At 64.8% G+C, this 6,906-nt stretch carries 4 protein-coding genes; all 4 read left to right on the plus strand.

All coding sequences use genetic code 11. The features are described 5' to 3' along the window. Nucleotides 1-637 precede the first annotated feature (637 nt). A complete protein-coding gene (locus VGK32_19935) occupies nt 638-3,073 on the plus strand; it encodes a TonB-dependent receptor (GenBank protein HEY3384041.1) in 2,436 nt (811 codons plus the stop codon). A 26-nt stretch (nt 3,074-3,099) separates the two neighbouring features. Beyond that, nucleotides 3,100-4,881 (plus strand): amidohydrolase, encoded by a 1,782-nt coding sequence (locus tag VGK32_19940; protein ID HEY3384042.1) that lies wholly within the window; start codon nt 3,100-3,102, stop codon nt 4,879-4,881. Between the two features lie 53 nt (nt 4,882-4,934). After that, entirely contained in the window at nt 4,935-5,975 is a 1,041-nt protein-coding gene (locus VGK32_19945) for an alpha/beta fold hydrolase (protein HEY3384043.1), read from the plus strand. A gap of 11 nt (nt 5,976-5,986) precedes the next feature. Continuing rightward, nucleotides 5,987-6,906 (plus strand): gamma-glutamyltransferase (locus tag VGK32_19950; protein ID HEY3384044.1); only part of this gene is annotated, 920 nt, incomplete at its 3' end.

Consider the following 6,906-nt stretch of genomic DNA (forward strand, 5'->3'; position numbering starts at 1 on the left):
ACGACTGGGTGCTGACCAGGAAGAACCCGTCTTCACCGGTGGGGGCCAGAACCACCTCGTACTTCTCGTCCGTGAGGCCCTCCTGCAGGGCCCTGGCGACCTTCGACTCGTCCTCGACGATCAGGATGCGCATGGTTCCAGCCTCCCGTATACACCCGATGACCGCGGCCCGTTCCTGAAGTATGACTTAACATCCGTTCAGGATCGCCGCCGGACCCGACCCGAACGACGAGCGACGGGACCGCGTCTTAAGCAGAATTCAGGAACACTTCAGTGGGCGGCGAGCCGGGCTCGTGCCATAAGAGAGCGTCGCGGATTCGGGCACCATTCTGCGCCAATTCCGGGCACGGTCGTGCGGATCGTCGAAAGGAGTGCGGTTGTGAAGGCTCTGGAAGGGCATCCGATGGTTCGCTCCTGCTCGTTGGCTCTCGTCGTGAGCCTGCTCGGCGCCACCCGGACGCTGTGCGGCGCAGGAAGGCGCGGCACCGCCGGTCGAGTGGGCGCGCCGACGAACGCGCGGCGGGCGCGCGGCGGGGGTTCGCCAAATTGTATTTCGTCGTTGTATAGTACAATCGATCTGCGATAGGCTGATGCCCGCTGGCCCAGTGTGTCGTGTGTCGGCTGCGAGACGCGTTCAGTGTACCCAAGAGAGGTCTTCATGATGGGCGTGAGGAAGAATTGGCGTGTGCTGGCCATCGTCGTCGTTGTCCTTGGCGCTGTCTGCGTCCCCTCGTTCGGCGCTGCCCAGACGGCCGCAGCAAAGAACGCCGCGCAGCCGACCCTGGCGCCCGGGACCATCGCCGGTCAGGTGGCGGACCAGACGGGCGGTGTGATGCCGGGTGTCAGCGTGACGCTCCGCAATTCGTCCGCCAACTTCGAGCGGACGGAAGTGACGGACGGTCGAGGTCGGTACGCCTTCGACAAGGTTCCGGCCGGAACGTATACCTTGACCGCGTTCATCGAGGGGTTCCAGCCGAATACCGTTGACCTGACCTTTGCCGCCCGCGACTCGAGGGCTGTCGACCTCAGCCTGTCGGCGGCGGGCTTCAAAGAAGAGGTCACGGTGGCGTTTACGGCCCCGGCCGCGCTCACCGCCACGAAGATCGACGCGCCGTTGCGGGATATCCCGCTCTCGGTCAAGTCGTTCACCGGTTCGTTCATGAAGGCCATCGAGGCCGAGCGCGTCTCCGACATGTACACGTACATGACGGGGGTGAGCCGCGCCGGAGATACCGCTTACGACTTCACCATCCGGGGCGTCCGGTCGGGTGAGCCCGGGAATATCCAGGTGAACGGCCTGCCGGGCCTCGCGGCCCGCTTCGGGTCCCCGTCGACCATCAACGTCGACCGCATCGAGGTGCTCAAAGGACCGGCGTCGGTCTTGTACGGCCAAGTGCAGCCCGGTGGCCTCGTCAACATCGTGACGAAGAAGCCGCAGGCGCGGCGCTCGCAGATGGTCGACGTTCGCTATTCGACGTTCGCCGGGACGGGAGTATCGTTCGGCGACGCGAACATCGGACGGTTCGCCGCGGACTTCACGGGGCCGATGACCTCGAACCAGCATGCGATGTACCGCGTCATGACCTCGTACGACAGCGCCCAGTCGTTTCGAGGCGCCGCCGCCGAGAAGAACTTCTACTTTGCGCCGTCGTTCAGCTTCGTGTCGCGAGCGGGAACGAGCCTCACGGTCGAACTGGAGTACCGCCACGAAAACGTCGGCCTGGACAGCGGCCTGGTGGCGCCGAACAACGACATCGCCAAGGTGGCGCCGCGGACGACGCTCTACCAGGAGCCCGGGGATCGGATCGAGGAGACCGGCAAGGTCGTCAGCGCGTACCTCGTGACGCGGTTGGGCCGAGGGTTCACCTGGAATACCACGTGGCGGAGCGTCTTCCACAACGACTCGCGGAAGGGATTCGAAACGGCCAGCCTCCTGAAGGACAACGTGACGGTGCGCCGGCGCGATCGCTACCAGGTGAACCATCGATCGTACCAGTTTGGTGACAGCAATCTCAAGCGCGAGGTGTTCACCGGTTCCGTCCGTCACACGCTGCTTGCGGGTGTCAATGGCGGGTACGAGTTGCGGGATTTCGACCGCCTCAGCTACACGCCTACCTCGACTCTCGACGTCAACCTCTACAATCCTGTCTATGGCAAGCTCGCGCCCGCCCCGATTCCGGGTACGCATCTCGTCACCGACTACTGGAACCTGGGAGCGTACGCCCAGGACCAGGTCGAGATCAGCAAGAAGTTCAAGGCTCTGGCGGGTCTGCGGTACGACTCGCAGAACGCTCAGACCGAGGACCTGCGCTCGACTGCGGGCAAGACGACGAAGAAGGTCGGCGCCGTGCTGCCGATGGCTGGAATCGTGTACCAGCCCGAACGTCACGTGTCTCTCTACAGTAGCTACAGCACGTCCTTCACGCCGCCAAACCCGAGTGCCGTTGACGCGAAGGGCCTGAACACGTTCGATCCCGAAAAAGGCCGCCAGGTCGAGGTGGGATCCAAGTTCGAGGCGTTGAATGGCAACCTCGACGCCACGCTCGCCTGGTTCAATATCGTGCGGGACAACGTGATCAATGCGGTGGGCGGCGGCATCAGCGTCCAAACCGGCCAGGAGCGCAGCCGTGGCGTCGAGTTCGAGCTGCGGGCCAAGCCCGTGCCCGAGTGGCAGGTCATCTTCGGGTACGCGCACCTCGACGCGCTCGTCATGAAGGACACGAGCGCCGTCAACGTCGGTGCCCGGTCGCTGAACGTGCCCGGGGACAGCGTGAATCTCTGGACGCGGTACGACCTGCCCGGCGGTCAGCTGAGGGGGCTTGGGTTCGGTTTCGGGATCGCCTACCAAAGCACCAAGGTTGGCACGCTTCCGGCCGCGTCACCCCTTATCCTCACCTTGCCGGCGTATACGCGGGTGGATCTCGGGGTGTACTACGTGGCGAAGAAATACGAGCTGACGCTGAAGGTCGCGAACGTGAGCGACAAGCTGTACTACGAAAGCGCGGCCGGAAACCTCGGCATCTCGGTAGGGAAGCCTCGGCAGATGACGTTGTCCATGCGGGTGCGGTTCTAGGGGCGCGGCCCGGCGAGGGACGAGATATGCGGCATGGAATGCGGGAATTGAAGACCCGGTGCGGCCTGCTGGCGATCGGTGTGGCGGCCGTCTGCGTCCTGACGACGGCCGCCGCGCAGCGTCCGGCGGCCGACCTGATCTTCCACAATGCGAAGGTGTGGACCGTGGACCCGGCCCGGCCGACGGCGCAGGCTGTTGCCGTCAGTGCGGGCCGCATCACGGCCGTCGGAACGTCAGCTGACATCCTGGCGCTGAAAGGACCGGCCACTCGCGTCGTCGACGTGGAGGGACGCCTCCTCCTGCCGGGATTCATCGACGCTCACACCCACTTCGAGAACGCGTGCGACTGGGTCTTCCAGGTCAGTTTGTTCGACGTGAACACCCAGGAGGAGTTGACCCGCCGGCTCAGGGAAGCCGTGGCCCGCGTGCCAAAGGGCATGTGGATCACCGGGGGGGACTGGGGAGCGCTTGCCGCGTGGGACCGCGCCAAGAAAGGCCTCCCAGCCTCTGAATCGTTCACGCCGTCGCTCAAGGACGTGGACGCCGTTGCCCCGGATCATCCCGTCCTCCTGCGCCGTCACGACATGGCATACTTTGCCAACTCACTGGCGCTCGCGCGTGCCCGGTTCGCGCCGACGAGCCCCGACCCGCGAGGCGGAGCGATGGCGCGCGACCCGCAGACCGGCGCGCTCATCGGGATGCTCTTCGGCCGCGCCGGGGAACGGCTGCAGCAGTTGATGCCGCCGCCGTCTCTCGAACGAAAGGTCGCCGGGGGGCGTGTCGCCCTCGCCGAGCTCAACCGCGTTGGCATCGTGGGAATTCACGACGTCGCGCGTGTCGACTCGATCTCGCAGCGGACCGCGTTCCACACCGCCGTCGAACGCAGCGCGAGCGACCTGGAGATCTTTCTCGAACTTCGGCGGCGCGGCCAGCTGACAGCGCGTGTCTACCCCGAATTGACCTTGGCGACGTTTCGGGAGCTGAAGAACGTCGGGATTACGCCGCATTCCGGCGACGACATGATCCGGTACGGCGCGCTGAAGGCGTTCGTGGACGGGTACTTGATGTTCGAGCCCTACGCGGACAATCCGAAGTACTCTGGAATCTACTCGTTCCGGTACATCGACGACCAGACCATGGAGCGCGATGTCATCGATGCCGATCGCGCGGGATTCGACCCGATGTTCCACGTGATCGGTGACCGGGCGTCCAATCTGCTCCTCAACTGGTTCGAGAAGGCGATCAAGACCAATCCACCGCGCGAGCGTCGCTTTCGCGTGATCCACGGGCATTTCATGACGCCGGCGGACATCGAGCGTACCGGCAGGCTGGGGCTGATCGTCGACGTAACGCCCTATCACCTGATCAAGGATCTGGGGACCATCGACCGGAGCGTGGGCCCGGAGCGGGCGAAGACGGGCCACGCCTGGCGATCGATGATGAAAGCGGGAGCGCGGCTCAACATCGTGTCGGACTGGCCTGGCAGCTACAACGAAATGGAGTACAAGCCGATCAACCCGCTCGAGAACATCTACTACGCCGTCACGAGGCAGCCGCTCGGTGGGCGCCCCCAGGGGCCGTGGCATCCTGAAGAGTGCTTGACGGTCGAAGAGGCGGTCCGCGCGTACACCATCAATCCGGCCTGGTCGTCCTACGAGGACAACGCGAAGGGAAGCGTGACCGTCGGGAAGCTGGCGGACCTTGTCGTTCTCTCGAAGGACATCTTGACCGTGCCTCCCGCGTCCATCCCGACCGCTGAAGTCCTGTATACGGTCCTGGGCGGGAAGGTCGTCTACGAGAAGCACTGATCGCGGGTTGGCTTGGCGTGTGACCGGCCGGCGCTGCCGGCACGGAGGTACAGATGGTCTGTCGATTGGTCTTGGGAGCGGTGATGGTGAGCGCCTGTCTGGCGACGGTCGAGGCGCAGCAGGCGCGCCCGGGTGGCGCGGCGGCTACCCAGCCTCCAGCCGAAGGGGACTTGGCCGCCTTCGTCAATTTCGACGCCAAGGACACGGCGACGAAACTCGAGGTCATTCAGCACGCGGTGTACGAGGTCAATCAGCGCCTCATCGTCGAGAGCTTCGCCCGGGAGTACGGTAGCCGCGTCCGCATCACGCGCGTCGACTATCCCAACTACGATCGGGAACTCACGCCGGCGTACGTGTTCGAACCGGTCAAGCTCGATCCGGCCAGGAGGTACCCCGCGCTCGTGGTCGTCCACGGTGGTTTCCATTTCTCCTTCACCGAGGACATCTTCGAGTTCGTCGCGCGCGCGGTGGAAGAAGGCTACATCGCGGTCTTCCCTGAGTACCGGGGCAGCCGCGGTTACGGCGCAGAGCACTACAATGCGGCCGACTATGGCGGCAAGGAAGTAGACGACGTGTTGGCCGCCGCCGAGTACGTGAAGGCGAGGCGCAGCGTGAACCCGGCGCGCATCGGCATTGTGGGCCGGAGCCATGGCGGTATGATTGCGCTCCTGGCGATCGAGCGGGCGCCCAAGGTCTTCACGGCCGCCGTGGACGTCGTGGGCCTGACGGACTTCCTCGCGTACATGGCGTACAAACCCGACTACCGCCGGGAGGAAGTCATCAGGCAGCCCCGCTTCGGCGGGAAACTGCCGTCGCAGAACCTGCCAGCCTACATGGATGTCTCGCCGTTGAACCACGTGGACGACATTCACACGCCGCTCCTGATTCACTCGACCACCGGGGACAAGACAGCACCGGTACAACTCCACGCCGAGCGCCTGATCGACGCGTTGAAGGCGCGAGGCAAGACGTTCGAGTACAAGATCTACGACCGCGCGCCGGGCGGGCACGTCTATAGCCGGGGCGACAGCCCCGAGAGCCGGGATTCGGCCGACCGAATCTTCGTGTTCCTCGCAAAACACCTGAAGGGTTGAGGGAGACCCCGATGCACACTTTCTCGGAGCGCCGCATCCTCCATGGTGCGGCCGTGATGCTCGTCGTGCTGATGCTCTCAGCGTTCCAGTCTGCTCGCGCTCAGATCGTCGAGCGGCCGCTGGTGACCGGGCAACACGGGATCGTGACGTCGCTCGATCCGCTGGCCTCGATGGCGGGGATGAAGATCCTCCTAAAAGGCGGTAACGCGTTCGACGCAGCCGTGGCGACCGCGGTGGCGGTCGCCGTCGTCGATCCCAAGAACTCGACGATCGGCGGGCAGGGTTTCGCGACGGTCCGCGTTGCCAAGACGGGCGAGGTTCTGGCGCTGAACTTCTTCGGCCCCGCGCCGAAGGGGGCAACCGTGGATGCGCTGAAGGGCAAGGACTACGGTGAGGGGTACCTCGCGACGCCCGTGCCTTCGAACGTTCGCGGCTACCAGGAACTGCACCGCAACTACGGCAGGCTCTCGTGGGCGGAGGTCCTCGAACCCGCGATCGAATTGGCCGAGAAGGGGTTCGTGGTGACCGCGGACTTCAGCCATTACGTGGAGCAGTACAAGCCGTTGCTCTCGAAGTACTCCGCCACGAGGGACGTGTTCCTGCCCGGCGGCCGGGTGCCCCAGCCGGGGGACATCTTCGTGCAGAAGGACTTGGCCTGGACCCTCAAGACGATGGCGGCCGAAGGGGCGGAGGCGTTCTACAGCGGTCCGATTGCCAAGCGAATCGTCGACTTCTATCAGAAGCACGGCGGGTTGTTGACCCCCGAGGATCTCAGCTCGTACCAGGCCCGATGGGTGAAGCCGATCTCGACCACCTATCGAGGGATCACCTTCTACACGCCGCCCCCCAACAGCAGTGGCATCGCGCTCCTGCTCGAGCTCAATCTCCTCGAAGGGTACGACCTCAAGTCGATGGGGCACAACACTCCCGA

The organism is Vicinamibacterales bacterium, from assembly GCA_036504215.1.
In the GTDB taxonomy this organism is placed as follows: Bacteria; Acidobacteriota; Vicinamibacteria; order Vicinamibacterales; family Fen-181; genus FEN-299.